Origin of the sequence: Pseudoduganella plicata, assembly GCF_004421005.1 — a bacterium.
GTDB classification, from domain to species: domain Bacteria; phylum Pseudomonadota; class Gammaproteobacteria; order Burkholderiales; family Burkholderiaceae_D; genus Rugamonas; species Rugamonas plicata.
This window is the reverse complement of sequence record NZ_CP038026.1, coordinates 2,984,882-3,010,953: the sequence shown is the minus strand read 5'-3', so window position 1 is coordinate 3,010,953 and position 26,072 is coordinate 2,984,882. Positions and strand designations below refer to the sequence as shown.

At 63.7% G+C, this 26,072-nt stretch carries 23 protein-coding genes, 1 tRNA gene and 1 riboswitch; of the genes, 10 read left to right on the top strand and 14 right to left on the bottom strand.

The genetic code is table 11. The features are described from left to right. Positions 1–103: 103 nt before the first annotated feature. The 3 genes from kdgD to E1742_RS13110 form a co-directional block, all read right to left on the bottom strand. Positions 104–1,015 carry a 5-dehydro-4-deoxyglucarate dehydratase gene (kdgD, locus tag E1742_RS13120; RefSeq protein ID WP_134385372.1) on the bottom strand — a complete coding sequence of 304 codons (912 nt, stop codon included), beginning with the start codon at positions 1,013–1,015 and terminating at the stop codon, positions 104–106. Between the two features lie 259 nt (positions 1,016–1,274). Next, entirely contained in the window at positions 1,275–2,600 is a 1,326-nt protein-coding gene (locus E1742_RS13115; protein WP_134383509.1) for an IS4 family transposase, read from the bottom strand. Positions 2,601–2,726: 126 nt separating this feature from the next. Continuing rightward, a complete protein-coding gene (locus E1742_RS13110) occupies positions 2,727–3,458 on the bottom strand; it encodes a FadR/GntR family transcriptional regulator (RefSeq protein WP_134385371.1) in 732 nt (243 codons plus the stop codon). A 500-nt stretch (positions 3,459–3,958) separates the two neighbouring features. Between E1742_RS13110 and E1742_RS13105 the strand changes: the two genes are divergently transcribed. The 3 genes from E1742_RS13105 to E1742_RS13095 all read left to right on the top strand — a co-directional run bounded on the left by E1742_RS13105 (position 3,959) and on the right by E1742_RS13095 (position 6,318). Beyond that, the gene (locus tag E1742_RS13105) at positions 3,959–4,327 is read left to right on the top strand and encodes a hypothetical protein (RefSeq protein WP_134385370.1); all 369 of its coding nucleotides are present in this window, start codon (positions 3,959–3,961) and stop codon (positions 4,325–4,327) included. A gap of 72 nt (positions 4,328–4,399) precedes the next feature. After that, positions 4,400–5,170, top strand: coding sequence for a DeoR/GlpR family DNA-binding transcription regulator (locus E1742_RS13100; RefSeq protein WP_166793475.1), 771 nt, complete (start codon positions 4,400–4,402; stop codon positions 5,168–5,170). Beyond that, positions 5,167–6,318, top strand: a complete 1,152-nt coding sequence (locus E1742_RS13095; RefSeq protein ID WP_134385368.1) for an MFS transporter — start codon at positions 5,167–5,169, stop codon at positions 6,316–6,318. Before E1742_RS13100 ends, E1742_RS13095 begins: the two co-directional genes overlap by 4 nt. A gap of 7 nt (positions 6,319–6,325) precedes the next feature. On the opposite strand, the gene E1742_RS13090 is transcribed toward E1742_RS13095, so the two are convergent. Then, positions 6,326–8,413 (bottom strand): TonB-dependent receptor, encoded by a 2,088-nt coding sequence (locus E1742_RS13090; RefSeq protein ID WP_134385367.1) that lies wholly within the window; start codon positions 8,411–8,413, stop codon positions 6,326–6,328. A 128-nt stretch (positions 8,414–8,541) separates the two neighbouring features. After that, positions 8,542–8,758: riboswitch (cobalamin riboswitch) on the bottom strand. A 171-nt stretch (positions 8,759–8,929) separates the two neighbouring features. Here E1742_RS13090 and E1742_RS13085 point away from each other — a divergent pair. After that, a complete protein-coding gene (locus E1742_RS13085; protein WP_134385366.1) occupies positions 8,930–9,367 on the top strand; it encodes a hypothetical protein in 438 nt (145 codons plus the stop codon). On the opposite strand, the gene E1742_RS13080 is transcribed toward E1742_RS13085, so the two are convergent. After that, positions 9,364–9,651, bottom strand: a complete 288-nt coding sequence (locus E1742_RS13080) for a hypothetical protein (protein WP_134385365.1) — start codon at positions 9,649–9,651, stop codon at positions 9,364–9,366. The two genes, E1742_RS13085 and E1742_RS13080, sit on opposite strands and share 4 nt — an antisense overlap. Positions 9,652–9,877: 226 nt before the next feature. Here E1742_RS13080 and E1742_RS13075 point away from each other — a divergent pair, with 226 nt between their 5' ends. After that, positions 9,878–10,411 (top strand): DUF488 domain-containing protein, encoded by a 534-nt coding sequence (locus tag E1742_RS13075; protein WP_134385364.1) that lies wholly within the window; start codon positions 9,878–9,880, stop codon positions 10,409–10,411. Positions 10,412–10,463: 52 nt separating this feature from the next. On the opposite strand, the gene E1742_RS13070 is transcribed toward E1742_RS13075, so the two are convergent. Together E1742_RS13070 and E1742_RS13065 are read right to left on the bottom strand one after the other, a co-directional pair. Continuing rightward, positions 10,464–10,682: a hypothetical protein gene (locus tag E1742_RS13070; RefSeq protein WP_134385363.1), complete on the bottom strand. Its 219-nt coding sequence runs from the start codon at positions 10,680–10,682 to the stop codon at positions 10,464–10,466. Then, the gene (locus tag E1742_RS13065; RefSeq protein ID WP_134385362.1) at positions 10,682–11,467 is read right to left on the bottom strand and encodes a hypothetical protein; all 786 of its coding nucleotides are present in this window, start codon (positions 11,465–11,467) and stop codon (positions 10,682–10,684) included. The genes E1742_RS13070 and E1742_RS13065 overlap by 1 nt, the downstream gene beginning before the upstream one ends. 113 nt (positions 11,468–11,580) lie before the next feature. Between E1742_RS13065 and E1742_RS26410 the strand changes: the two genes are divergently transcribed. Further along, the gene (locus tag E1742_RS26410) at positions 11,581–12,198 is read left to right on the top strand and encodes a PEPxxWA-CTERM sorting domain-containing protein (RefSeq protein WP_206076679.1); all 618 of its coding nucleotides are present in this window, start codon (positions 11,581–11,583) and stop codon (positions 12,196–12,198) included. Positions 12,199–12,583: 385 nt separating this feature from the next. On the opposite strand, the gene E1742_RS26775 is transcribed toward E1742_RS26410, so the two are convergent. Beyond that, positions 12,584–13,318: a PEP-CTERM sorting domain-containing protein gene (locus E1742_RS26775; protein WP_189569315.1), complete on the bottom strand. Its 735-nt coding sequence runs from the start codon at positions 13,316–13,318 to the stop codon at positions 12,584–12,586. A 413-nt stretch (positions 13,319–13,731) separates the two neighbouring features. Between E1742_RS26775 and E1742_RS13050 the strand changes: the two genes are divergently transcribed. Then, positions 13,732–14,244: a ferritin-like domain-containing protein gene (locus E1742_RS13050; protein ID WP_134385361.1), complete on the top strand. Its 513-nt coding sequence runs from the start codon at positions 13,732–13,734 to the stop codon at positions 14,242–14,244. Between the two features lie 738 nt (positions 14,245–14,982). Here the strand turns inward: E1742_RS13050 and E1742_RS13045 are convergent. Next, positions 14,983–15,067 (bottom strand) — tRNA-Leu (locus E1742_RS13045). 137 nt (positions 15,068–15,204) lie between these two features. Between E1742_RS13045 and E1742_RS13040 the strand changes: the two genes are divergently transcribed. Beyond that, complete coding sequence (locus E1742_RS13040; protein WP_134385360.1) at positions 15,205–17,166, top strand: APC family permease; 1,962 nt, start codon at positions 15,205–15,207, stop codon at positions 17,164–17,166. Between the two features lie 28 nt (positions 17,167–17,194). Here E1742_RS13040 and E1742_RS13035 read toward each other — a convergent pair whose 3' ends face one another. Beyond that, entirely contained in the window at positions 17,195–18,313 is a 1,119-nt protein-coding gene (locus tag E1742_RS13035; protein WP_229465924.1) for a thiolase family protein, read from the bottom strand. Between the two features lie 150 nt (positions 18,314–18,463). Between E1742_RS13035 and E1742_RS13030 the strand changes: the two genes are divergently transcribed. Continuing rightward, a complete protein-coding gene (locus E1742_RS13030) occupies positions 18,464–19,369 on the top strand; it encodes an EamA family transporter (protein WP_134385359.1) in 906 nt (301 codons plus the stop codon). 2 nt (positions 19,370–19,371) lie between these two features. Here the strand turns inward: E1742_RS13030 and E1742_RS13025 are convergent, their stop codons facing one another. Next, positions 19,372–20,385, bottom strand: a complete 1,014-nt coding sequence (locus E1742_RS13025) for an EthD domain-containing protein (protein ID WP_134385358.1) — start codon at positions 20,383–20,385, stop codon at positions 19,372–19,374. Between the two features lie 278 nt (positions 20,386–20,663). On the opposite strand from E1742_RS13025, the gene E1742_RS13020 reads away from it, so the two are divergent. After that, positions 20,664–21,122 carry a hypothetical protein gene (locus E1742_RS13020; RefSeq protein ID WP_206076678.1) on the top strand — a complete coding sequence of 153 codons (459 nt, stop codon included), beginning with the start codon at positions 20,664–20,666 and terminating at the stop codon, positions 21,120–21,122. Between the two features lie 58 nt (positions 21,123–21,180). On the opposite strand, the gene E1742_RS13015 is transcribed toward E1742_RS13020, so the two are convergent. From E1742_RS13015 to E1742_RS13005, 3 genes are all read right to left on the bottom strand, one after another. Continuing rightward, on the bottom strand, positions 21,181–23,094 hold the full coding sequence (locus tag E1742_RS13015; RefSeq protein WP_134385356.1) for an AAA family ATPase: 1,914 nt from the start codon (positions 23,092–23,094) through the stop codon (positions 21,181–21,183). 334 nt (positions 23,095–23,428) lie between these two features. Next, on the bottom strand, positions 23,429–24,223 hold the full coding sequence (locus E1742_RS13010) for a substrate-binding periplasmic protein (protein WP_134385355.1): 795 nt from the start codon (positions 24,221–24,223) through the stop codon (positions 23,429–23,431). Between the two features lie 105 nt (positions 24,224–24,328). Then, entirely contained in the window at positions 24,329–26,041 is a 1,713-nt protein-coding gene (locus E1742_RS13005) for an ArnT family glycosyltransferase (protein ID WP_134385354.1), read from the bottom strand. Positions 26,042–26,072 lie beyond the last annotated feature (31 nt).

Sequence of the window (26,072 nt, the reverse complement as noted above, 5' to 3'; positions counted from 1 at the left end):
TCCTTTAGTGCGCGCACCCGGCGCGCATCGGTTATTCCGGCCAGCAGAAATGAGGAATGCGGGCCACGGCCCGCATCGTTTTACTTCATGTTGCGTAACGCTGTTATTGCGGGCCCTGGGCACGCATCAGTTTTTCCAGCATCGCGTATTCTTCTTCCGTCAGGTCGGTCAGCGGTGCGCGGACCGGGCCTGCGTCGTAGCCTGCGATCTTCGCGCCCGCCTTGACGATCGACACGGCATAACCGGCCTTGCGGTTGCGGATGGCCAGGTACGGCAGGAAAAACTCGTCCAGCAGGCGGTTCTGCGTTTCGCGGTCGTCGTTCGCCACGGCGTGGTAGAAGTCCATGGCCAGCTTCGGCATGAAGTTGAATACCGCCGACGAGTATACAGGCGTACCCAAAGCTTTGTACGCGGCCGCGTAAACTTCCGCGGTTGGCAGGCCGCCCAGGTAGCTGAAGCGGTCGCCCATGCGGCGCCAGATGGAAACCATCAGTTCGATGTCGCCGATGCCGTCCTTGAAGCCGATCAGGTTCGGGTTGCGGTCGGCCAGGATCTCCAGCGAGTCGGCGGTCAGGCGGCACGCTCCGCGGTTGTACACGACCACGCCGAAGTCCACCGATTTGCAAACTTCCTCGACGTGACGGATCAGGCCATCCTGGCTTGCTTCGGTCAGGTAGTGCGGCAGCAGTAGGATGCCCTGCGCGCCGATCTTTTCCGCTTCCTGTGCGTAGGCGATGGCGGCGCGGGTCGGGCCGCCGGCACCGGCCAGGATCGGCACCTTGCCGCGGCAGGTGTCGACGGCGGTCTTGATGATGTCCGAGTATTCGTTCGGGGTCAGCGAGAAGAACTCACCCGTGCCGCCGGCGGCGAACAGGGCCGAGGCGCCGTACGGTGCCAGCCATTCCAGGCGCTTGGCATAGGTATCGGCACGGAAGTCGCCGTTGGCGTCGAAGTCGGTGACCGGGAACGACAGCAGGCCGTGGGACAGGACGGTTTGGAGTTCTTTAGGTTGCATGTGTCTTCTCGCTTTTTAACAAGTGGATAGTGAGGGCTGCTGCCCATCGTTGTATGACATCGTACAACCTAAACGAAGGCGGGGCAAGCGTTTTGAAAAAACCGGTGACAGGCTCCGGTTTTCCTGCAATGTTCTGTCAGGAAAGGGCAAAATGCGACACTCTGCCTCCCCGCGACTTGTAGCCCCGGCGTCGGCGGGCAGAAACCGGAGCCTGTCACCGGTTTTCAAAAACCGGTGACAGGCTCCTAATGCCGTTCAGTTAAGGTAGCTTCTTGACCTTCCGGACGGCGTAACGCTTCGGCGTTGCCTTGACGGCCCGGTCGCATTTGCGGCCGGGCCGTTCGTCGTTCAGGAGGCTAACCAACCTTTCTCGTAGGTGCTTCATTGATGCAGGCAGTTTTCCGTACGACCTGGTGACCCCTGCCCAGTGCAGTTCAAACTGGATTAGGTGAAAAGCGCGGATGAAGCTTACCTCGGTCGGTTCACACTTGACGGCCAGTGCGGCTTTGGCGATTTCGAGCCGGATTAGGTTGTAAGCAATAAGAGTGCCCCAGATTTCCTGATATACCCCGTCCACGGTTTTCGAGCGCAGCGTCAGCGCTGTGCCGAGCATGGTCTGCTTGAGCTCCCGGTAACTCGTCTCAATTCCCCAGCGCTTGTCGTAGCAGAGGGCGATATCACTTGGCTTGTAGCGACGGCGGTCGCGTAGCGACGTCAGCAAGATGCGCTTGCGTGCTTGGGCGTCAACGACGGTGATTGCCCGCGCTTCCCAGAACTCGGGCAACTCTGGGCACTTGGCCCTGGCTTGGGGCGAGACGCGCATGCGCACCAGCATATCTTCGCTTTCGCCCTCGATTGCTTCCCACTTGGTATTCGATTTGGACGGGATGATGAAGTGCCGTTCAGCGCCGCTGCCTGTCAGGCCACATAAGATCTCGGCTGACAGAAAACCTCGATCGAAAACCGTCAGTGATTCATTCGGAATGGTGCCAAGCAGCTGCTTTGCATACAGCATTTCATTGGTCGAGTACGGCCCAAACACGGCGCTGTGTACCAAGTGCGTAGGGAGCGATGTCACGGTGACACCTCGCACCTGAGGATAGCTTGCGACCGTATCGCTCGCGTAGCTTTGCGCCCCGAAATGCTCGCGATTTTCCACCGTGTCGTGCGTACGCAAGGTTGTTCCGTCCATGGCGAACAACTGCAACCCCTTGAACAGATAGGCCTTCTTGTCCTGCGCAACCCAGTGCCTGGCCGAACGCTCGAATAGCCATTTCAAAGGTGCTTGTCCGACGCGTTGGCGGGCTTGTGCCGCAGCACTCTTGCTGACGAATGGCGTCTGTGAATCCGGTACCGCCAAACCAAGATCATCGAGCACTTCGCTGATGGATTTGTGCCTATACAAAGCCAGCGCGACCATCAGCCACACGACCTGCTCAGCGGGTAGACGCCGATGTCGGATACTGGCCGCCTCCGTGCTCAACACCGCCTGCTCGACCCATTCATACGGCAAATGCTCTCCCAGCCTCGCCCAATCAGGAGACTCGAGATGATTCGCTAGGAAATGCAGGGTGTCGTCGAACATGGCGACGAAGGTTAACAGTGATGCGGGGCGTTTACAACCGCAAAATAGAAATGCCGTTCAGTCTTAACTGAACGGCATTAGTGACAGGCTCCGGTTTTTTGGCTCCGGTCTTTCTGACAGCTGCGGTCAGGCCGATGTCGCCGTTTCTTCCTGTGCCTTGCGCAGGCGCTCGCGGCTGTTGGAGAGGTGGGTGCGCATCGCGGTGCGGGCGCCCTCGGCGTCCTGGCGCAGGATGGCGTTGTAGATGTCTTCGTGCTCGCGGTTGACGCGCTCCAGGTAGACAGCCGGATCGTCATGCGCCAACTGGGCCGAATTGACACGGGCGCGGGGAATGATCGTCGTGCCCAGATGCGTCAGGATATCGACGAAGTAACGGTTGCCCGTGGCCTGCGCGATCAGCAGGTGGAATTGCACGTCCGCCTCGACGGAGCCGCCCTGGATGATGCGCTGCAGCGCTTCGCCCATTTCGCGCACCTGCACGTCGGTGCGGCGCGCCGCCGCCAGCCACGCCGCTTCCGTCTCCAGGCTGATGCGCAGCTCGAGGATGGCCAGCACGTCCCCGATGGTGCGGATCGTATCCGCCGAAATCAGCAATGGCGGGGCCGGCGGCTCAAGCACAAAGGTGCCGATACCGTGCCGGGTTTCCACCAACCCGGCCGCCTGCAGATGCGAAATGGCCTCGCGCACGACGGTGCGGCTGACGCCGTGCAACTCCATGATGACGGACTCCGTCGGCAGCTTCTCGCCAGGCTTGAGCACGCCTTCGCGGATGCTGGCGCCGATGCTTTCCACCACGCCCTGGGCAAGGTTGCGGTGGCGCTTTTTCGGCGGTGTAACGGTAGCGGTCAGTGCGGACATGGAGCATTCGGTGCGGATGGGTAAGTGCCGATTATAACAGCAGGGACCCAGCGCTGGCCCGGTTGTACGATGACTTCGTGTAGCGATGAGCTCGCAAGTGTCACGCATTTGTCGGGAATTTGTCGTCAATGGCCTTTGGCCGGCACACCCCCGCGAATGCCGTTGCTACGCTTGATATCAGGACCATAGGGATGGAAGAGACATCATGTGCAACCGCTGCCTTGCCATGGCCGGTGGCAATTGCGTTGTCCGCCTGCGCTGCGGACGATCCGCAAACCCACGCTCCCTGCTTGCCGGCGAAAGCTGCACGCCAACCGGCAGCTATATTGCCCGCAAGGCCTCCGACAGGGGCGGCAGCCGTTTGATCCTGTCGCGCGATAGCGCCGAGTGCACCCTGGGGACGCTGCCGCCAGGGCGAATCGGCGTCCGCTAGAAAACGCGCCAGCCCGCTCCGGGCTGCTATACTGTATAAACATACAGTATTATTTCTGGTCGGCATCATGAGAATCAAAATGGTCAAACTGCGCATGGGCGGCATCTCGCTGCCCAGCCGTGTCCTCGGCGACCGCGCCGCGCCACGGTTCGGCGAACTGCGTATCCTGGACACGGACGACCAGGGCCTGCGTCGCCCCGTCAAGCTGGCCCGGCTGATGGAACACGGCTCGCCCGTCATACGCGAAACGCTGCTGGAGCCGCGCATCCTGTGGTGCGGCGATGGCAGGTTTACGCTGACGGGCTTCGAGCGCATCCGCAACCGCAACGGCGAAATCGTTGAGTACGCGCAGTCCTGGCTCTGCGAGATCGACTTCAGTCCGCCACCCGATCCACCCCGGGACACGCTACGAGCGGCACCCTACAAAGATCGTTGATGCCCGTCTTTGCGTTTTCTTTGCATGTTTGTTCGTGTATGCTTGCACCATCACACAAGATGGAGCAAGCTTATGCAATTGGCGGAAGAGCGGCGGCGACTGATCGTCGCGGCGGTCGATAGCGACGGAAAGGTGCTGGCAGCCGAGCTGGCGCAGCGCTTCCAGACGTCCGAGGACACCATCCGGCGCGACCTGCGCGACCTCGACCTGGCGGGAAAACTGCGTCGCGTGCATGGCGGCGCCATCCGGCGTGCCGGCGGCGAGGCGGCGTTCGACCAGCGCGAAAGCACGGATCTGCCGCGCAAGGCATTGCTGGCGCACGCCGCTCGCGCGCTGTTGCGGGCGGGCGACACCGTACTGATCGACGCAGGATCGACCAACCTGGCGCTGGCCCGCCAGCTCGACGACGGCTGCGCGGCGACGATCGTCACCAACAGCCCCCATATCGCGCTGGCGCTGGGCGAGTTCCGCCGGACGCGTGTCATTCTGCTGGGTGGCACCTACTCCGCGCAGTGCGGCGCCGTGCTGGGCGCCCGAACCCTGGCCGATATCGAGCAGCTGCGGCCGGATTTGTGCATCGTCGGCCTGTGCGGTCTCGACAGCCAGCGCCTGGGCGCCTCCGACGGTGAGGAAGCAATACTGAAACGCGCGATGCTGACCGTCAGCGCCCGCCGCGCCGCCGTGGTCGTCAACGGCCGCTTCGGTGCTCCGGCGCCGTTCCTCCTGGGCACCCCCGCCGAACTGGACCATCTGGTACTGGAGGCGGACGTTCCTGCCGACCAGGTGGCGGCATTGCGTGACTTGGCCGGCGGCCCCGAGCTGATTTTTGCGGAGAAACCATGAGGACCACACCTGCCATCGGCCCAGCGCGCTGGGCCATCTCCACGATCTTCCTGCTGAACGGTGCCGGCATCGGCCTGTGGGCAGCGCACGTGCCGGTCGTGCAGGCAAGGGCAGGGCTCGACACCGGCGTGCTGGGCATGTTGCTGTTGACGATCGCCGCGGGCGCGATGGCGGCCATGCCGATCGCGGGCTGGCTGACGGCACACTGGGGCACGCGCCGCACCACATTGCGGGCGGCCTTCCTGTTCGCGCTGACGACAACCTTGTTGATTGGCACGTCGCACGTGGCCGGCCTGTTCGTGGCCGCGTTCGCGTTCGGTGCGGCCAACGGCGCGCTGGACGTCTCGATGAACGCCAACGCCAGCGAAGTGGAGATCGCGCGCGGCACCCCGACAATGTCGTCGTTCCACGCCTTCTTCAGCCTGGGAGGACTGATCGGGGCGGCGGGCGGCGGCCTGATCGTCGAGCACGGCTTTGGCGACGGCCGCGGCGCGCTGGCGTTCAGCGTCGTGGCGATTGCCGCCGTGTTGCTGACGGCACGCCGCGTACTGAACACGCCCCCGCACGGCACTGGCGGAAGCCACTTCGCGCTGCCCCGTGGACCCGCGCTGTTCCTCGGCCTGCTGGCGCTGCTGTGCATGGCCGTCGAAGGCGCGCTGGTCGACTGGAGCGCGCTCTTGATGACGGAACGCACGGGTGCCACGCCAGGCTCGGCGGCGCTGGGCTATTCCGCTTTCTCCATCGCCATGGCCGCCTGCCGTTTCGCCGGCGACCGCCTGACGGTAAAGTTCGGCTCGCCGACGTTGATGATCGCCGGCGGCATCTCGATCCTGCTGGGGCTGTTGATCGCCGTGATAAGCACGCACTACGCCTTGTCCGCCGTCGGCTTCGCGCTGGTCGGGCTGGGCGCGGCCAACGTTGTGCCGCTGATTTTCGCCGCGGCCGCCAACATCCCCGGCACGGCGCCGGGGGTGGGCGTGGCGACGGCGGCCACGGTCGGCTATACGGGCCTGCTGCTGGGCCCGCCGGTGATCGGCTGGATCGCCGCGCAGACCAATATCGCGGTGGCGCTGGGCATATTGTCGTTGGCCGGCGTCGTGATTGCGTTCAACGCCGGCGTCGTGCGCGCGCACGGCAGCGCGCGCTGAGCCCGTTCTAGTAACGCCACTGCACGGTCAGTTCGGCATGTCGCCGGTCCCCCAGCAGGTACTGCGTGCTGCCATAGGACGTGCTGGCGTACAGCTTGTCAGTGAGGTTGCGCAGATTCAGCTGCAAGAGCGTGTTGCGGTTGACCTGCCAGCCCAGCGTGGCGTCGAACACCGTGTAGGCTGGCAGCGCCTGCGTGTTGCCGTTGTCGATAAACCGCTCGCCCACATGGCGTGCGCCCACCCCCGCGCGCCAGTCGGCGCTCCTGTAGCTGAGCCAGAGGTTGGCCGAGAGACGCGGCACGTCAGCCGGCCGGTTGCCGGCGCGCGACACGTTGCCGCTTTCGAGCAGCGTATCGAATTGCGCATCGGTCCAGGCCGCATTGGCATCGAGGCGCCAGGCCCGCGCCAGGGCAGTGCTGGCGCTGATCTCGGCACCGCGCGACGACTGCGATCCACCCTGGATCGACAGCGCCGGGTTGGACGGATCGCGGGTGACGATGTCGTCCTTGCGGATCCGGTACAGCGCCGCCGTCCATTCGGCCTTGCCATTGTTCAGCGATTGTTTGAAGCCGCCCTCGATCTGGCGCGACCGCGTCAGCTTGTAGCGGGCATTGGCCAGGTTCAGCGACAACAGGCTCGTCAGCGGATCGCTGCCCGAGCTGACTTGCCCGTACAGCGACGCCTGCGGCGCCAGTTTCCACGTCAGGCCGATGCGCACGGCATTCGATCGCAGCGTGGCCGCAAAGCCGGGCGCACCCTGCAGGCTGACCCGATCGACCTTGTAGCGGTCATGGCGCGCGCCTACCAACAGCAGCAGCCGTTCGCTCAGATCGTATGCATCCTCGATATAGAACGCGTGCGTGGTCGTGTCGGTGGCGAAGTTCGGCCGCAGCGGGTCCGGGCTGTCGAACCTGCCGGGATCGACATCGGTCGGCGTGACGGTGGAACTGCCGCCGTACGGCGAATTATTGCTGTGTTCAAAGTTGACCGTGGCCGCCTCCCAGCCGGCCACCAGCCGGTTGCCGCCGGCGTTCCAGCGCACTTCGAGGCGATTGGCGGTCTGCTCCTGGCGGTGGCCGATGGCGATGTAGTCGCTGCGCCGTACCACGTCCGCATCCGCATCGTAGGCATAGGTTTCCACGTCGCGCCAATGGCGGCGCGCCTTCATGTAAGCGAGTTCGTTGCCGACGGTCAGCGCGGGAGACAGGCGCCAGGACAGCCGCGCGACCGCCTTGTCGTCGACGAGTTCGATGTCGGCATCGGCCACGTTGTAGTTTTCGTCGCGCAGGTGCCCGGCCAGCCTGCCGTTCACCAGCGGCGTGCCGAAGTAACGGCGCGGCTTCTGTTCGGCGTGATCGAGCTGCAGGTCCAGGTCGATGTCGGACGTCAGCGCATACGTCATGCTGGTGAGCAGTTTGCCGTGACGGGATTCGCCGCGATCGACAAAGCCGTCGCTCCGGTCGGCATAGGCGTCGATGCGGAAAGCGCCCTTGTCGCCGATGGCGCCAGTGCCGCCGACACCGGCTCGCACTGACCGGCCACCGCCGATACCGGCCATGGCCTCGAACGACGCGACGGGCCGCGGCGCCTTGCGCACCGCGTTGATGGCCGCGCCCGTGCTGCCGCTGCCGTACACCACCGAGCCGGGCCCGCGCAGCACCTCAATATAGTCATAGCCCCACGGGTCGGACGGATACGTGGCGGTGCCGGAAGCCACCAGCAGCCGCTGGCCGTTTTCCAGCATGGCGATGGCGTCGTTGCCGGCAAAGCCGCGCGCCGAGTAGGCGATGCCGTTGCCCGGCGAACTCGTATCGGTCAGGCCCGTGCCGCGGGTGATGGCATCCTTGACCTGCAGGTCGCCGCGCGCCTGCATCGTGGCGGCGCTGAGCGACTCCACGCTGGCGGGAACGTCCTGCGCGCCCAGGTTCAGGCGGCTGGCGGTGCCGGTCTGGCGCGCCAGGCCCAGGCCGTCCTGCGTGACAGCGCCCTGGATGGTGACGGTGGGAAGAAACTCGGCCTGCTGGGCCGAGGCATGGGAGGCGCACAGGAGTGCAATGGCGGCGGTGCCGCGAAGGTGGTTCGGGTAGGTACGCAATTGAGTCAACCGTTAAGAGCATGTGGGCACAGGCGGCCGTGTTCCTCCGGCGCGCGTGGTCACGCAATGCGCTATCGGCAAAGGAAGAAAATCGGCAGCCAACAGACAAGACCGCACCCCGGGTCCTGCACAGGCAATCGTGACTGGCCGGTCTTCTGGCTTGCCGTCATCCTTCCCTGACCCTGCCTTCCCATGCAATGCACAGTGGCGTTCGGTCAACGTCGTCAGGCCTACAGCAGCGGGGGCTGCGCCGGACTGGCGGGAGATGCAATCCCCCGCGTCACCGGCTTCCCGTTTCACCCCGCCGCCGACAGGCGGAAGGGCACCATTCACGTAGTGGCGGCATTTTACCCGTACAAGTCGGGCAGTTGCCAGCCCGTGCTCTCGCAGCCGCAGGAAATGGTTCAACCGATTTCCACAGGCCTTGAGCCGGACCATCGCCTGCGCAGATTGCTGTCGCAGGCGCATGAGTCGCTGCTATGTTGGACGGCAGACCGTTTCAAGATGGAGGATCCCATGACACCACAGCAGGCCGCGCAGATCATCGAACACCTGGCGCTTGGCGTCGATCCGCGCACCGGCGAAGTGCTGGGCGAAGGGGACATCTGCACGGCACCGGAAATCATCCGCGCGCTGTTCCTCGCCCGCAATGCCTTGTTGCCGCCACCCGCGGTGTCCGCCGCGAGGCCACGCAAGACGCCGTTCGTGCGCAACGGCGTCGAGTTGCCCAATGTCGGCAAGAAGTGGTCGGGCGACGACGTCGATACGCTGCTGCGGCAGTTCGAAGCGGGCACGCCACTCGGCCAGATCGCCGTGCAGCTGGGAAGGACGGACGGCAGCATTGTCGCGCGGCTGGTGCATGCGGGTGTGCTGCCGGATCGGGAGACGGGCTATACGCTGCTGAAGGCGCATCGGGAGGAGGGGGGCGGCGAACACCCACCGCCGCCCGACTAGTGTGGGATCGGCGCGCGGATGCACTCGTCCATGGTGGGCGCGGCACCGAACTTCATCGTGTAGAGGAAATCGGCGGGAAGACCGCCTACGGTTTTCCTTTCGCCTGAACGAAGCTGAAACGGCGGTACCGCCTGGTCATAGCGGCACGTCCGCTCCTTGGTGCCGTCGCGCAGTAGTTTTTCCTGGCAGAGCGACGTCACGAAAAGATAGTGACATCTGCCACCTGCAGCGACCGTGCAGCTGACGTCCATGATGGACGTGCCAAGCCGCGTCACGGTGGTCACGGGCGCGTTCGTCGCACACGAAGCGATCGGATGGACGCACGCGAGTGCGATGATGGGGGCGTAACGGAACACACATGGGATCATGGCCACAGGTCCTCCAGATGGAAATGAAGACGCTATCAGAAAATCTTGTCCGAAAATGCGTACATTCTCACCGTAGTAGGCGGCGCCACCGTTTCCACAGCCAGGCGAGAATAAATGCCACCGACAACCACGTCCACGCGTCATGTCCACCGTATTCACCATTGGCCACTCGAACCGGCCGATCGAGGAGTTCCTCAGTCTGTTATCGGAGCACCGCATCGAGCTGCTGATCGACATCCGCACCGTACCGAAGTCGCGCCACAATCCCCAGTTCGGGCAGGACCTGCTGCCGCCTGCGCTGGCCGATGCGGGCATCGGTTACGAATACATCGGTGCCCTGGGCGGCCTGCGCCACGCGCGCAAGGATTCGCCCAACAGCGGCTGGCGCAACAAGTCGTTTCGGGGGTATGCCGACCACATGCAGTCCGATGAGTTCCTTGCCGGCGTCGACGAAGTCATCGTCCGGGCCACTGATCGCCGCTGCGCATTGATGTGTGCGGAAGCCGTGCCGTGGCGCTGCCACCGCTCGATGGTGGCGGATGCGCTGACCGTGCGTGGCATCCCCGTGGAACACATCATCAACCGGGGCAACACGCGGCCGCACGTGCTGACGTCGTTTGCGCATGTGGAGGGTTTGCGTATCGGCTACCCGCCCGAGGCGGATGCGGTTGATTGAAGCGGCTGGGCTGTTCAGCGACCTGAAGACCAGCTGTGGCAGCGCCGCGTGGTCAAGACGAGCGCCTGGTCCGGCTCATCCAGGCCGCGATGAACGCAGCGACGATCCCGGACAGCAGCCAGCAAACAAAGAAGGTCTCGGCCGCGCCGGGCGCATGATCCCAATAGCTGTCGTGACGGTCCAGGAATATAAATGCCCACACGAGCAACCCACCCCATGCAACCACGGTGGCGAGGGTAAATCCGAGAGCAGCATACAGAAAAGTGTTCATCAGCCTTGACTACGCAGCAGTTCGACCTTGCGGATCAGCTCTTCGCGGGCAAGGTCGAGGCGCACGGGATCGGTTCGCGAGGACAGTGTCCCGCGCTCCTTGCGGCCCAGGAAATAGGCGATCCGTTCGGCATTGGCACCGGAAGGATGCGGCAAGCCGTCAAAAATCTGCTCCTGCGACAGCGCGCCCTGATCGGCGAGCCAGCGCAGTCCCTCGGCCACCGCCGGCCCGAGGGGAACGAAGATGGCATGGCCAAGCGCCGCCGCCTCGTGCGCGAAGTACTGCCCGATCTGCCGGCGCAGGAACGGCTGGGAGACCGGCGCCGGCGTGCCGCTGTAGTTGACGCCATGCCGGCTGACGGGATGGCGCAACAGCGAAGTGCTGTGCAATAGATCCGGCCGCGTATCGAACAGGACGGCGCAGCTGGGCACGTCCAGCCACTCTTGCAGGCCAATGGCATCGAGCAGCGCGACCAGGTTAGGACGCAGCGGACCGCTGAACGCACCAAAACGCTTGGCTGCCAGCAGCGCGTCCTCCTGCGTGGCACCGGCCAGCAACTGGCGCTGCGCCTCCGCAACACCGTTGCGCCATTGGATGAATCCCGGCGTCAATCCGACCACGACGACCCGCGCAGTGCGATTCACGGCTTCGAACGGGATGTAGTTGACGGCATAGGGTCCGTCCTGCTCGAGCAGGAACGCGGCGGGTATCAGCGTGTGGCGGTCGATGGCGGCGAGGTCGGCCGTGCGGATAGCGGTGGCGAAGCGGGGGAACAGGTCGGTCATTGGCAAGTCAGCTCGAGCATCGTTATGCATAAGTTGCATTAAATTGAAGAATTTTTATTATCTATGCGCTATAGTCCGCTCAATCACTAACAACCAAAACTTATGAAGGGATTATGATGCGCATAAAATGCTTGCCATTGGCCTTTGCACTCGCCTTATCCTCTACAGCCGCGCTGGCGGCCCCTGCTACGCTGACGATCCAGTCAGAAGGGGTACTGACGGACGCCTGGGGCAGCCAGGCAGCAGGCGCGCCGGTAAAACTGAACTGGGTGACCCACTACGATACGGAAACCGGCCTGGACTTTATCACCGAAAGCAATTATAACTTCGACATCAGCGTGGGCACCTACCGGGATTCTGCTGTCGGAGTCGGCGACGCATACGCTATAGCACGGTTTGCAGACGGCGGAAACAGAGAGTTGTCGTTAGGCATGACCCTGAGGGAAGTCGGTATGCAGACTGAATTCAGCCTTTATGCAGAATGGCAACCGACGGGCGATGTACCGTACGTGTTGTGGGCAGAGCCTCTCGACCTTGTAATCGCATCACCTGTGTACGCCATCAGCTCCTATGGCAAACGCTACTCGGGAGATGGTAATTTTTTCGACTTCACCCCCGCTTGGGTCCATGTTTCCGTTGCAGTAGTGCCCGAACCGCAGACTTGGACGATGCTCCTGGGCGGTCTCGCGGTGGCAGGGGCCGTGGCACGCCGGCGTAAGGCGGCAGTCTGATAGGCCGAGGCAGCGCTCTCAAAAGTAAAAGCCGCGTTCCTGCGGCTTTTTTCTTGTCGACGTCGGGGGAGGCGGAGCGACTATGCGGCACGCTTTAACAGTGCGGAGTCGTAGGATCGCAGGTTGTGCATGAGACTGCGTCGATATGACGAAACACTGCGCATAGCGGAGATGGGAGAGCTGCCGATGAAGTGCCGCGTTATCGCAAAGCGGCACCAGGGATGGCGTGTTCTAGCTGGTGGGCTCGTCAAGGAAGCCGTCTGTCTGCGGACGAGTTAAAGGCAGGCCATGCGCCAAGCACTGCCAGCGAGCGTCAGGGACGTTGGTGTAACTGGACGTTCTGTCCGTCACACCATGCGCACGCACAATGACCATTGCGAGCTGCTCAGCTTTCTACAGCGGTGCGGCGGCGCCGAGCGATCGCGCCCGTCAATGCGAGGCCAGCGCCCAGCATTAGCCAGGTGGAGGGCTCGGGAACCGGAGAGGTGATATGGCCTTCAGTGTAGGCTCCGTGTTCCAGGTAGGCGTACATGTCGTAGTCGCCCTCGTTGACCATCTCCAAGGCGAATGTCTGATCCAGGCTTGCAGTGCCACCATCCGTAGGGCTGAAAAGGGAGAGGCCATAGTCGTCGGTCGCATTGGAACCAAATGAATGGACATGGGCGTACGCAACCGCTCTGGCGTACTGGTCAGGCGCAAGGGTGCCTACATCGAGCTCGACGGTAGCCCGGCCCCAAATGACCATCCTGGTTTTAGCGCTAAGATAGAACTCGCTATCCCTCTTGCCGATTGCACGAATCTCCCCCTCGCTGCCGAGACGCATGCTGGCGCTATGCGTATCGTCAGAGGAGGTGGCCGCGCCGCTCCCATCGGCCACGCTCAATGACGCGGATGCGACCCCCTCGCCTATGTATTCAATATCACTCTGCCCCGATATGGTGGCCTCTGCCCATATATCGGAATATTCAAATTTTACAGATGGCGTGATATTGTCGTTCGGATCGAGGTCGATCAGTTCGTAGCGATAAACAGTTAATGCGGCCTGTGCAGTCCCGCCTGCGGCAAATGCGGTTCCGGAAAAAATAGCCAACGCCAACCCAGTCATTGCAAAAAGTTTCATGCCGATTCTTTGTTGTAAATAAGGAAATATAGTTTAGCATGATTCGGTATTAAATCGATAACAGGCTAATATGGCACAGCATCTGTATCCGTGGCACGACAACTTGCAAATCGCACGTTGGTCAGTGTGACGCTGGCAAACGAGGTGCCGGGAACCGGAATCATCTTTTGCGTTGAGCGCCGCATTCTTGCAGGGGTCTCGGATCACTTCGAAAACTACCAACAAATCTACCAACAAATTCTGACGCTACCCGACTTCCGACCAACTTCAGGTTGGGCTCAACCAGCCTTGTTCGCCCTGGACACTCGATGCGCCATGGTCCTACATGGCCCGGCGCCATGCCCTTACAGATCAGCCAAACGGGTACGGCTACCATGCGGTTTCCCCCCGACCAACCACCAATGGAGGAAACCATGAGTACAGATGTGAACGAAAACCTTAACGACTGGCTGCGTGATGCGCACGCGATGGAACAGCAGGCGGAAAAAATGCTGACGGCGCAGGCCGAACGCCTGGAGCACTATCCCGAACTGAAGGCCCGTATCATCCAGCACATCGAGGAAACCCGCGGCCAGCAAGGCCTGCTCGACGAGGCCATGGCGCGCCGGGGCGTCAGCAACTCGATTATCAAGGACCTGGGCGGCAAGCTGATGGCATTCGGCCAGGCCGTTGGCGGCATGACGGTGAGCGATGAAGTGGTCAAGGGCGCGATGGCCGGCTATGTGTTCGAGAACCTGGAAATCGCCAGCTACACGGCGCTGATCGCCGCGGCAGAGCAGGCCGGCGACGCCACCACGAAGGCGGCCTGCGAGCAGATCATCGTGCAGGAAAAGGCGATGGCCGCCTGGCTGCTGGACCACCTGCCGCAACTGACGCAGGCTTTCCTCGTGCGTTCCGCAACGCCGGGCCTGGAAGCAAAGGTCTGATCACTGCTTCCACACTGCCGTAATACCTGGTTAGCCACCATCGCCGATTGAATCGATCGCATCGACTTTGGTGGAGGCCGAGTCATGCACTCACGCCGGAATAGCTTGACTACTTGATTGCGATGCTGTTCCCGGCCGGACCGAGCAGAACACATCCGACTCCAGCGCGCTGAGAGCTGGCTTAGCTCCTTTGCTACTGGCCCTGTTGACCGACTAGCGCGGACGTCGCCTATGTTTTCAGGCTGCGTTGTCGATATTGGCCTGTAAAGCCCTCGGGAAAGCTGGGGTCACCGGCTCCCGGGGTTTGCCCCCCGCCGGGTAACGGTGTGCGAACTCGCTTCGCTTACGATGCCGCGTTATGGTACGCCTGGATGGCACCGCCCACGTCGACGTACGGGGAAGTAGGCAGCCGCGTCTTGCCACAGCTCGAGCGGGATTCGAATCATCCTGAGGTCGTATCTGAACACAAAGGGGGCGGCTGAAGCTTGGGTTTAACGATGCGCTCGGGATGTGCCGATCCAGCTGCTCGCCGACATCATTGCCGCCGCCACTGTTCGGCCATCCTATCTCCCCACCGGAATCGGTTGTCATAACGGGTGCAAACTCGACGCATCGCCGAATAGGTCCGAAGGGCATCCGCGATGCTTTCAGCAACTTGCTTCGGCACGGCCGAAGCAACAAAAAACCCGCCATGTCTTGAGAACATGCGGGTTTTGAGCTTTGGTGATGCAGGGTGCGTGGTGCCGGGAACCGGAATCGAACCGGTACGCCTTGCGGCGCGGGATTTTGAGTCCCGTGCGTCTACCTATTCCGCCATCCCGGCGACGCGCCGTGCATTATCACTGATTTGATCAGCTGGGGCAACCCTGCACCGGTCGTTATCGGCCTGGCAACGGAGCCGATTGGCAGATCGCGTATCATCTCGGCTGGCACGTAACGGGCCGGCAGCGGCCAGCACGCATGAAAAACAAGAAAATCCGCGAAATCATCCTGGGCAAGGCGCTCGATCCGATGGCCAGCGAGACGCGCCATTCGATGGCGCTCGTGGCCTTCCTGGCGTGGGTGGGGTTGGGGGCGGACGGCTTGTCGTCGTCCGCTTACGGTCCGGAGGAAACCTTCAAGGCGCTGGGTGGACATACCCATCTGGGCCTGTACATGGCCATTGCGACGGCGATCACCGTCTTCATCATCGCCCTCGCGTACAACCAGGTCATCGAGCTGTTCCCCACCGGCGGTGGCGGCTATCGCGTCGCGACGAAGCTGGTGGGTCCGTACCTCGGGCTCATCTCCGGCTGTGCGCTGATCCTCGATTATGTGCTGACGATTGCCATCTCCATTGCGTCCGGCGTCGATGCGCTGGCGTCGTTCCTGCCTATCGGCTTCCAGCCTTATAAATTATGGGCGGAGGCGTTCTTCATCGCCATGCTGATCGTCATGAACCTGCGCGGCCTGAAGGAGGCGATCCAGATCCTGCTGCCGATCTTTGTCGGCTTCGTGCTGACGCACCTCGTGCTGATCGTCTACGGCATCGCCGCGCATGCGTCCTACCTGCCCGATCTCGTGCCCGGCACGCTGGAAGAAACGCACACGCTGGCCGGCTCCATCGGCTGGAGCGGCGTGGCAGCGATGCTGCTGCTGGCGTATTCGCAGGGCGGCGGTACATACACCGGGCTGGAGGCCGTGTCGAACAACGTCAACCTGCTGGCCGAGCCGCGCGTGCGCACCGGTAAGATCACGATGCTGTACATGGCGCTGTCGCTGGCCGTCACCGCCGGCGGCATCATTCTTCTGTACCTGCTGTGGGATGCGTCGCCCATTCACGGCGAGACGCTGAATGCGACCACGTTCCGCAGCATCATCGAGAACGCCAATCCGGGCGGCGAGGTCGCCAACCAGATCATGCTGGCCGTGGTGCTGGCGTTCGAGGCGGGACTGCTGTTCGTCGCGGCCAACACGGGCTTCCTGGGCGGGCCGTCCGTGCTGTCGAACATGGCGGCCGATTCGTGGGTGCCGCACAAATTCCGCTACCTCTCCACGCGGCTCGTCACGCAGAACGGCATTCTCGTGATGGGCATCGCCGCGCTGGCGATCCTGTTCTGGACGGGCGGCAGCGTGACGTTGCTGGTCGTGCTGTACTCGATTTCGGTGTTCCTGACCTTCGCCATTTCGCTGTTCGGCCTGTGCCTGTATTGGGCGCGCAACCGCAGGAAGGGCACGCACTGGCTGCGCCGGCTGCTGCTGTCGGCGCTGGGCTTCGTCATCTGCGCCGGCATTCTCGTCATCCTGCTGGTCGAGCGCTTCGCGCAGGGCGGCTGGGCCACGGCGCTGATCATCGGCGCCATCGCCACGCTGTGCATCTTCATCCGCAAGCACTACCGCGAGACGAAGCAGGCGATTCACTCCGTCGACGAGGTGTTTGCCACGCAGCCCTTCGGCCCGAACCGCGAGCCCGTCGAGCCGAATCCGGACGACCAGACGGCCGTCTTCATCGTCGGTACGTCCCGCGGCGGCGGCCTGCATGCGCTCTTGTGGGTGCAGCGCATGTTTCCGGGCCATTTCAAGAACTTCCTGTTCGTGAACGCGCGCACCGTTGACTCGCACGCCTACGGCGGCGAAGGCGCGATGGACAAGATGCGCGAGGAAGCGTCCGAAACGCTGGAATACTTCGTCGACTTCTGCCACAGCCACGGCATGGCCGCGTCGTCATATCTGGGCTTCGGCACGGATGCCGTCGAGGAAGTGACGCGCCTGTGCGAGGAAATCAGCCGCGAGTTCCCGCACGCGATCTACTTCACCAGCAAGCTGATTTTCTCCAGCGACAACTGGCTCGTGCGCATGCTGCACAACCAGGCTTCGCTGGCCGTGCAGCGGCGGCTGCATCTGGAGGGCTTGCAGATGGTGATTCTGCCGATGAAGGTGTAAGAAGCGCGTATCGCACACGCCGGCTTCGTCAGATCTTCTCGATCGCCAGCGCAATCCCCTGGCCCCCGCCGATGCACAGCGTCACCACGCCGCGCCGCGCCAGGCCGCGGCGCATTGCGTGCAGCAGCCGAACGGTCAGGATCGCGCCGGTGGCGCCGATGGGGTGGCCGTGGGCGACGGCGCCGCCTTCCATGTTGATGACGTCTTCCGGCAGCGATAGCCGCCGCGCCACCGCCAGTGGCACGGCCGCGAAGGCTTCGTTGATTTCGTAGCGGTCGACGTCGGCCAGTTTCCAGCCGGCGCGCTCGAGTGCCTTGCGCACGGCGGGTACCGGACCCAATCCGAACTGCCACGGTTCGACGCCCGCCACGCCGGAGGCGACCAGCCGGGCGAGCGGTTGCAGGCCAAGGCGCTCGGCGGCGGCGCGGTCCGCGACAATCAGCGCGGCCGCGCCGCTGTTCAGGCCCGGCGCATTGCCGGCCGTGATGGTGCCGTCGGGGCGGAACGCCGGCTTCAGGCGGCCCAGCGTGTCCGGTGTCGTGTCGGGCCGGTTCGCTTCGTCGGTATCGAAAGCACGGGTGCCGTGCTTGCCCGGGATGTCCACGCTGACGATCTCCTCGCGGAACGCGCCGGCCGCCTGCGCCGCGGTGAAGCGGTGCTGCGACCGGGCGGCCCAGCGGTCCTGCGCCTGGCGACTGATGTCCAGCGCCGTCGCCAGGTCTTCCGTATGCCAGCCCGAGTGCTGCGACGAGAATGCGTCGACAAGGCCGTCGCGCAACAGGCTGTCGCGGATCTGCGCATCGCCCATTCGCACGCCGTGCCGGCCTTGCGGTATCAGGTACGGTGCCTGGTCCATGTTTTCCATGCCGCCGGCCAGCACGACCTGCGATTCGCCTGCCAGGATTTCAAATGCCGCCGAGGCGACGGCCTGCGCGCCCGAGCCGCACACACGGTTCAGCGTCATGGCCGGTACCTCGACGGGCAGCCCGGCGTGGATGGCCGCCTGCCGGGCCGGATTCATGCCGTTGCCGGCCTGGACCACGTTACCCATCAGGACTGCGTCGATCTTGTCGGGGCCGACGCCGGCGCGCTCGATGGCGGCGCGCAGCGCCGTCGCCCCGAGCTCGACAGCGGGGACGTCTTTCAAAAACGGCGCTGCGTGCCAGCGCCGTGGGATCGATAGTTTTGGTGAGTTTTGGGCAGGCGCAACGATGCTACGATGATCGTGGGCATGTGCAGATGAACCATTCACGCGCGGCGAAGCGGCGACGTGGCAACGGAAAGGGTCGGGACAACGATGTCTGCCAAGCGTGCCGATCACTTGCTGGCCATCCTCGCGGGCATTGCCGCCAACCTGTTCCTTGGCTTGTCCTCCCTCTTCTGGAAGATGCTGGCAGCGATTGCGCCGACCACATTGCTGGGCTATCGGATCCTGCTGTCGCTGGGCACGCTGGCCGTCGTCATGGCGATGCTGGGGCGCTTTCGCGGATTGCGGACGCGGCTGGGCGTGCGCATCCTGGTCATCCATGCCATCGCTGCGCTGCTCGTCGTCGTCAACTGGGGCACATTTATCTGGGCGTCCATCCACGGCCACGTTGTCGAGAGCGGCCTCGGCTACCTGATTGCCCCATTCGTGGCGATCGCGGTGGGGGCGGTGGCGCTTGGTGACCGGATGAGCTGGGTGCGTAAAAGTGCATTGGCCGTCATCGTGGCGGCTGTGTTGGCCATGGTCCAGCGCAGCGGTGAGCTGAACCATTGGGTCTACCTGGTGATCGGCGCCACGTGGGGCGCTTATGCCTGCCTGAAGAAGCTCACCACGCTGGATGCGTTCAGCGGCCTGCTGTGCGAGACGGTGGTGCTGAGCGTGCTGCTGGGTTTGTCGCTGGCCACATCGGCGACGTCCATGCACCTGCCGCCGGCGCTGCCGGACGGCGTACTCGTCGCGCTGGCGCTGTGCGGCGTCGTGTCCGTCTTGCCGTTGTGGCTGTTTTCCCTGGCGGCGGCGCGTCTGCAGCTATCGGTGATGGGATTCTTCCAGTTCGTGCTGCCCACCACGCAGCTGTTCGTCGCGCTGGTGTTTTACCGCCAGGCCGTGTCGCTCAATACGCTGCTGTGCTTCGGCCTGATCTGGAGCGCGCTGGGCGTGCTGGTTGCCGAACCGCTGCTGCGGCGCGCCCGGGCCGCAGCGGATCAAACGGCCTGAACTCAATCGTCGCACGCGGGAAGGATCGTGGCGCGTTCCGGCATCAGCCGGTTGATGACGCTGTAGTTGACCGCCGTCCACCACTCGGAGCCCGGCCCGGCCAGCGCGTTCTCGGACTGTTCGATCAGGCGATGGTCGTCGCTGACAAGATAGTCCTCGACGTCGTTGAGCGACGCGAACGACAGCACCGAGACGGCATCGATCTTGCCGCCTTCTGGATCGTATTGCGTCGAGCCGATATTGTGCAGCTGCGCATAGCGGCGCACCAGTTCGCGCGTTGCCGGCTGCGCCAGCACCAGCTGCGCATGGTCGTGCAGCAGCCGGTGCTGGAACGCTTCGCGCGACCATTCGGGCGCACGCACGTGAATCCTGACAAGGCTGACCGGATCCCGATGCCGTTCGCTGGGGATCAGGATGTACTCGCGCGTGATCTCGCGCGTCACCATGCGAAAGGCCACCTGCTCGTCGGCGACGATGCGTTCGGCGAACTTCTGCTGCTTCAGCGTGGCCTCGATATCGGTTTCCTGCGCGTAGGCGATGTAGGCGAAGCCATCCCAGCGCGGCCGGCGCAGCGGCGGCACCCGCGCTGCCGGATCGGCAGGAAGCCGCCCCTGCCCGTCGATCATGGCGCGATATGGCGGCGCAAACAGCGACGACGGGCCGGAAGCGAGCCGGTGCACCTGGTCATAGCGCAGCACCAGCGCGGACGAGCTGCCCGGTTCATCCCAGGCGAATTTCGGGCCGTGCACCTTGCGCCAGTATTCGTCCCAGTGCTCGAACGCGAGGTTCGGATCGCTTTCCAGGGCCAGCGCCGCCGGATGCAGGTCGGGGTTGCGCACGGTATGCCCGGCGCGGTCTTTCGACGCGCCCGGGTCCTGCGGGCGCGCGCGGCGCGGCGTGTCGTCCACGCGGCTGACAAAGGTGGGCGTCACGATCAGCGGTTGAGAGGTCGCGGCCGTTGTCGGGCCCATCGGGGGACGATGCTGGTTGTCGCTGCGGTCGAAGCGGTCTGTCATGGGTTTCTCCTCTGGCTGTGCAAAGCGGACAGCATCGGCGCAGTGGCGTTTACGCGGCGCGCGCCTGCCTGACCAGCGGTCGGGACGTCAGCCCAGCCGGTGTGCGGCCCATACCCCATCCATAATGCCGTTCATGCGGGGACGCCCGCATCCTGTCCTCGAAATCCTGCGCTTCGTCGCTTCCCGCTCCCCGTCACGCGATCCGTTTGTTACCTTGTCCACCGTTGCAGCACATTATCCAGATGCCGCAACGACCCTGCCAAACCCCTACGGAGAAAATGATGAACAACAAGCTTACCGGCGTGGCCGCCGTATTCTGCATTGTCGTTGCCGGCCTCGTGCCCGCCGCCGCACAGGAAACCCAACCGACCATTCCCGTGCCCGCACCTGCCCATGCCGCCGGCAAGTACGAGCTGCGTTCGAACGAGTTCAACGATTATGCATCCAGCTATCGCCTCAGCAACGGCCAGGTGGCCGAGTTCACGGAACAGAACAACCGCTATTACGTGGTGGTGCGCAACCACGGTGCGGGACAGACCACGCTGGCGCTGCAATCGACGCGTCGCACGCCGGTCCAGCTGGAGCCCGTCGCGCCCGGCAAGTTTGTCACGCGCAGCGGCGTCGAACTGAGCTTCGCCAATGACGGCGACATGGTTACGATCGGCAACTTCGAACGGCTGCCGGCCGCCAGGGTGGCAAAGGCCGATGTCGGCAAGCCGATGCTGGCATGGCGCTGAATGTCGCCAAAAGAAAAGGCCCGCGGATGCGGGCCTTGGTCATTGATGCCGGGACGGCTTATGCCGCCAGGCGCAGTGGAGCCGGATCCAGGTGCTGTTCCAGCAGTTCGAACACGCCGTCCTTGGTCAGCACGTAGCGTTCCATCAGCACGTCCTTGAGCGATTCCATCACGTCGCGGTAGTCGCCGATCGACTTCAAGGTCTCGCTGTAGAGCTCGTCGGCCTTGGCTTCCACCTGCACCAGTGTGTGCTCGCCGCTCGTTTCGTTCTTGAACTGGCTGTAATCCAGCTTCGAGCGCGAGTACATCGACAGGCGGTTGACCATCATGTCCAGCATCGACGTGGCCTTCTGGATGTCGTTCTGGCTGCCGACGGAAATGCCGCGGGCACCGTAGAACAGCTCTTCCGCAGCCACGCCGCCGTACAGCTGCATGACGTCGCGTTCCATCTCTTCCAGCGTGCGCAGCGACATGTCGTCACCGGCGGACAGCACATAGCCCAGGGCGTTCAGCTTCGACACGGATTCCGTGCTGATCTTGAGCAGATGCGATTTTTCCTTCACTTCGTTCAGCGACAGGCCGGCGCGCAGGTACGGATCGATCTGCATGAAGAAGTGGCCCAGTTCGTGCAGGGCGATGCGTTCGCGCTGGCGGGTCTTCTCGGCCGTGGTGGCGCGGTCCGTCAGGCCGATCGTGGCGCGCTCGAAGGCGCGGAACATCAGGTCCGTGTTGATGACGGTCTTGTCCTGAATCGACAGCATCGAGGCGCGTTCCACCACCGTTTCCAGCAGCGCCGGGCTGAGGTTGTTGGTGATCTCGGCAACCTGGTTCAGGTCCATGTCGTTCCAGTCGACGAGACCTTCTTCCTTGCGGCTCAGGAACGAGCGCAGCAGTTCCTGGCGTTCCGTCTTGTTCGGCAGACGGAAGTTGATCTTGACGGAGAAGCGGCGCAGCATGGCTTCGTCCATCGACGAGTTGTTGTCGTCGAAGTTCGACGCGACCACCCAGATGACGCCTTTGCCCTCATCGCTCTTGACGCCGTCCAGCAGGCCCAGCAGCGTGTTGGCCGTGTCGTCTTCCCATTTCTTCTCGCCGCGGCCGCGCGGCATGAACAGCGCCTGCGCCTCGTCCAGGAAGATGATGCAATTGCCGCGGGCGCAGGCCTTGCGGTACAGCGCGTTCAGCGATTTCGAACCGCCGCCGATGTAGCCCGATTCCAGCGCGGAACCCGAAGCGGAGATCAGCGGGTAGCCCAGGCGCTTGGCCAGGTAGCCGGCCAGCTTGGTCTTGCCCGTACCGGCCGGACCGGTCAGCATGACGTTGAAGGGCTTGTCGATATTGTGCTGCTTGTACACGCTGCGGTTGCGGATCATGTCTTCCAGGTGCAGCACTTCCTGCTTGATGTCTTCCATGCCGATCAGGTCGTCCATCGAGCCCTTCAGCTTGTCCGGCGTGATGACGGAGGCGGACATGCCCATGCCGGGAATGCCGAATTTCAGGACAAACAGCAGCAGCGTGACGAGGAAGATGTCGAACGCGTGGCGACGGGCGAATGCCGTCATCGTTGCCATCGTGCCGCCGTCGTCCTGCAGCACCGCCTTGTGCGTGGCCAGATAGTCTTCCTTGGCGATGGCGTAGGGCAGGCCATTACGCAGCAGCACTTCGCGTTCCAGCGACAGGTGGGACGTGCTCGGCACTTTCACCACGTGCAGCTGGGCGGAATCCTTGTATTTGTAGATGTAGCGGGGCGCGTCGGACAGCGGACGGGCAATCAGGAGATAGTCGAGTTTGTCGCGCTGGCCCACCAGGGCCGTGATCTCGGAAATATTCTGCGACCGCACGACAGGGCTGCTGTCCTGGACCGCCTCATTGCTGAGGATGGCAAAGGCAATGGCAGCGACTGCCAGGACCACGAGGGCAATACGCACCCAGGTGTTCTTGAGAGCGAGCTGAAGTTTATAGAGATTGAACATTAGGCAGACTCAATAGACAAGCAATTAGATCGGATGTCGGTACAACAGGATGGGCCGGGGCGCGTTGGCGTGGCGCTTCAGCTCAGACCTCGGATGCCGGCGTGCGGTTGACAGGGCACTGCCGGGAAGTCGTGTCGCTGTGCATGGACGCTGCTTGGGGTGCAGCTTGTGTTCCGATAAGGGCTTGTCCCTCAATGCCGAGCGGCAACGTAACGTATATGTGGACTATACCGCCGTCCACAACCTTTGTCTTTAGTTTCCTCAAGAAAAAAGAGTGCCCTGCAACACCTTTTTACTCTGGCAATTGCGAGTTGTCTATTCGGTTTTACAAGTGTTACTTCTGCATGGAGCGGTCTTCGCGGTCGTTGTAATCGCGGTCGATCCGGCTCAGCGTGCCGTCGCGCCGCAGCGTCTCGAACGTGGCGTTCAGGCGCTCGACGAGGGCATCGGGAACGGAGGGATTGCAGGCGAGATAGAGCTGGACTTTGTTAAAGGTCAGCACGGGGACGATCTTGCCGCCCAGGGTCAGCCGTTCCAGCATAGCGCTGTCGGTACGGACGGACACGGCCCACAGGTCGATCCGGTTGAGCAGCAGCTTTTGCTGGTTTGCCATGTCGTTCTGGGTCGCATCGACTATGAAGCCGCGGCCGCGCAGGTATTCGCCGCGGGCGTCGCCGTTATAGGTGCCGATGCGCAGCGAACGGGCATCGTCGAGCGAGCGTAGCCGGTACTGCTGGCCCGCGCGGCCAAGAAGTATCCAGTCCGTGCTGTTGATGGGACCGATCCATTTGAACTGCTTTTCCCGCTCGGGCGTGCGGGTGGTCGAGTAGACGCACGTGTTTGGCTCGCGCTGGGCCATGACATAAGCCCGCTTCCACGGCACGATATCGATGCGGTAGGGGACGCCGGCACGCTGCAGCAGCGCATGCATCTTGTCGGTCTGGTAGCCGGTGGGCCACCCGTTGACCAGCATGCTGGAAGGCGGCGTGTTCTCGCCCGTCAGGACAAGCGCGGGCCATTGGGCGAACGACGGGCCGGGACGCATTTCCGCAGTGGGGCCGATCGCACCGCCCGCCAGGGCGCCGCCCGAGACCACCAGTACAGCGAGGGCCGCTGCCGCTTTCCACATAATCATTCACCAAGGCAATAACTACCTTAGCATAGCGGATCGGCTTGCAGGCAGCAAGGCACCGCACCCGTCAGGTCTGACAGGCGTTGCGGACATGCAGCGTCGTCAGGGGACGCGGCGCAACAGGCGGAAGCGTTCGCTGCGGTCGCTGGCGCGGCGGCCTTCCCACAGGACTGTCCATTTGCCGGGCGGCAGTTTGGCACGCACCGGGGAGCGGGTGGCCTCCTGCCACAACAGCACCTTGCAGTCGCGCTGGCCGACGCCGCTGAACGGCAGCTTGCCGAAGTAGGCGAACGATGCGCGCTGCGGCGGACCGGCATTGCTCATTACGCAATCGGTATCGGCCGGGAGGGCCGCCGCGGCCTGGCGCGCGACGGTGGCGTAGCTCTTGCTGTAGTTGGTGTGCGGCAGGAACAGCGTCATCAGCAGGATCCAGATCAGGATCACGCCCCCGGAGGACAGCACGACAGCGCGCCACAGCACCGAAGGCCGGCGCGACACGCGCCAGTGCACCAGCAGGAACCAGCCCAGGGTGGCGCCTGCCGCGACAATGGCGGCCAGCCAGTTCGCCTCCGGCACGTAGCCGGGAATCAGCTTGAGCACGTTGTGGGCCGGCTTCGGCGGCCAGCCGGTCAGCTGGGCATACCAGAAAATCCACAGCAGGGCCGCGCCCAGGGTCAGTACCATGACGGAGAACCAGTCGATGGCGTTGATGGCGCCGCGCTGCACGGTCAGCAGGCCGAACGCGGCCATGATGGCCAGCGGCGGGATCAGCATCAGCAGCTGCGCATGGTCCGGTGCCGGATGCAGCAGCAGCAGCAGCGAGGCGATCGTCACGAAGGTCGTCGGCACCACGATGTGCAGCAGATTGCTCTGGCGGCGCCATGCATACGCGGCCCACAGCGCAAACGGCCACGCCGGCCAGAAGAACCAGACGCCGTCGCGCAGGAACGTCTGCACGGCGCGCAGGTTCGGCAGGCCGATCTGCGACGCGTTCCAGGCCATCCATGCCGTCAGCGGGGCCTGGCCGTAAGGATGCGTCAGGAAGGCGGGCACGGCCCACGGCAGCGTGACGGCGGCCGCGACGCCCAGCGACAGCAGCAGGTGCGACAGCGTGCGCAGGGCGGGGATGGCGAGGAAACGCGTGCAGATGAACAGTGCCACCAGCAGGGCGGCGGGCGGCACCCAGCCGCGGGTGAGCGTCATCAGGCCGAGCGCCAGGCCGATCAGGGACGCGTTGCGCAGGCAGGGGCGCTCCATGTAGCGCACCGAGCGGTACAGCGTCAGCGCCAGCAGCGCCGTCAGCAGCGGCTCGACCGTCGTCTCATGGCTGTGCTGCAGCAGGCCCAGGCAGCCGAGATAGATCAGCAGGGCGGCGTCGGCCAGCGTGCGGCCGAAGTCGTCGGGCTCGGGCTGGCCGCCGAACGCCAGCTTGAGCGGCTGGGCTTCGGGGCGGCGGCCCAGATTGAAGGTGGTGTACCACAGCGACAGCGCACTCAGCAGGAAGATACCGATGGTGGCAATGCGTGCCGCCAGCACGTCGCCCAGCAGGCCGCCGAACAGCTTGATGCACAGCGCGCCCAGCCAGAACATCAGCGGACCTTCCTCGGGCATCGACATGCCGGCGATGTTCGGCCAAAGCCAGTCCTGCCAGGTGCCGTGCGCCATGGTCCACATGACGCCGAAGCTGGCCGCGTCGTCGTTCTTCCACGGCTCCCGTCCGATTACGCCCGGCAGGATGTACAGCAGGGCCAGGGCGAACAGGGCCCAGCGGGGCAGGGCAAGGGTGGCGGAGGCGGGGAGACGGACAGGCTTCATAACTCACGGGGGACTTACCGATGGAAACAGG